General features: G+C 53.6%; 2 protein-coding genes. Both read left to right on the top strand.

Going from position 1 to position 1,400, the window contains the following annotated elements; genetic code table 11:
- Window positions 1–56: 56 nt before the first annotated feature.
- On the top strand, window positions 57–563 hold the full coding sequence (locus KNP93_RS15930) for a helix-turn-helix domain-containing protein (RefSeq protein ID WP_455551098.1): 507 nt from the start codon (window positions 57–59) through the stop codon (window positions 561–563).
- Window positions 560–1,400, top strand: an 841-nt coding sequence (locus KNP93_RS15935; protein ID WP_426355359.1) for an IS3 family transposase, incomplete at its 3' end; no start/stop codon positions are given. The genes KNP93_RS15930 and KNP93_RS15935, both read left to right, overlap by 4 nt.

Below are 1,400 nucleotides of genomic sequence, written 5' to 3' on the forward strand. Positions count from 1 at the left end.
ATGAACTGCCCCATAAAAGTTGGACATGAAAATCCAACTTTTATGGGGTGTTTTTTATGGTCAAATATACGAAGGCGTTTAAAATCCAGGTCGCTGAACGTTATCTGACGGGACGAGACGGATACCAAGGTGTGGCGAAAGAATTCGGGATAGCGCGTCAACTGATCCGTGACTGGTCGCGTCTCTATGAAAGTTGGGGGGAGACGATCTTCGATCCTTCCTATACAACCCACTCGCCGACATTTAAACTGGAGGTATTAAATGACATGGCGACCAACGGGCTGTCCCGCATAGAGGCGGCTATAAAATACCGAATCTCCTCCCCAGGGATGATCTCGAACTGGCGATCAACGTATGAACGGGAAGGGGTCGAGGGTCTGGTCGCCAGACCGAAAGGACGTGCCCCGATGGCGAGACGCAAAAAGAATCCTGAAGAGATGACAGAGGTTGAGAAGCTCAAGGAGCGAATCGAGTACCTCGAGATGGAGAACGCTGCGTTAAAAAAATTGAGAGCCTTGGTTCAAGAAGAGAACGCGCGACGAACCGGATCAAGGCGCAAGTGATCGACGAGTTGCGGGCGATCTATCCCGTCCCGGGACTCCTCCGCGTGCTCGGTATGGCCCGAAGCGTCTACTACTACTGGCGGACGCGCCTGACGGGCGAAGACAAGTATGCGGAGGTGAAGGCAGCCATCCATACCCTCTTCCACGAACACGAGGGGCGATGTGGCTATCGTCGCATCCACGCACTCCTCGAACGCCAGGGCTTCCGGCACGACCCGAAGACCATACGCCGTCTCATGAACGAGCTCGGGCTTAAGTGCCTCGTCCGCATGAAGCGATACCGCTCCTATAAGGGGCGAGTCGGGAAGGTCGCGCCTAACCTTCTCCAACGGGACTTTAAGGCCTCCGGCCTGAACCAGAAATGGGTGACCGACGTCACTGAGTTTCACCTCTTCGGGGAGAAGCTCTACCTCTCGCCGATGATGGACTTGGGAAACCGTGAGATCATTGCCTATACCATGTCGGACCGTCCCACATACCAATTCGTCGGCGAAATGTTGGACCAGGCAATCAGAAGGCTCGATGGAGAAGCCCAACCAATCCTCCATTCCGACCAAGGTTGGCATTATCAATACCGAGCGTTCATCGATACGCTCCACGAGCACGGCATCACGCAAAGTATGTCCCGTAAGGGAAACTGTCTCGACAACGCAGCCATCGAAAGCTTCTTCGCCGTGCTCAAGTCAGAGCTCCTATATCTCAAGGAGTTCGATGACATGGACCACTTCAAATGTGAGCTCAAGCGTTATATCGAGTACTATAACCATCGTCGTATTAAGAGACGACTAAAAAACCTGAGCCCGGTGGAATACCGGACTCAGGTCCTCAAGGTCGCCT

The sequence above is a fragment of the Exiguobacterium sp. s166 genome, assembly GCF_018618855.1.
In the GTDB taxonomy this organism is placed as follows: Bacteria; Bacillota; Bacilli; order Exiguobacteriales; family Exiguobacteriaceae; genus Exiguobacterium_A.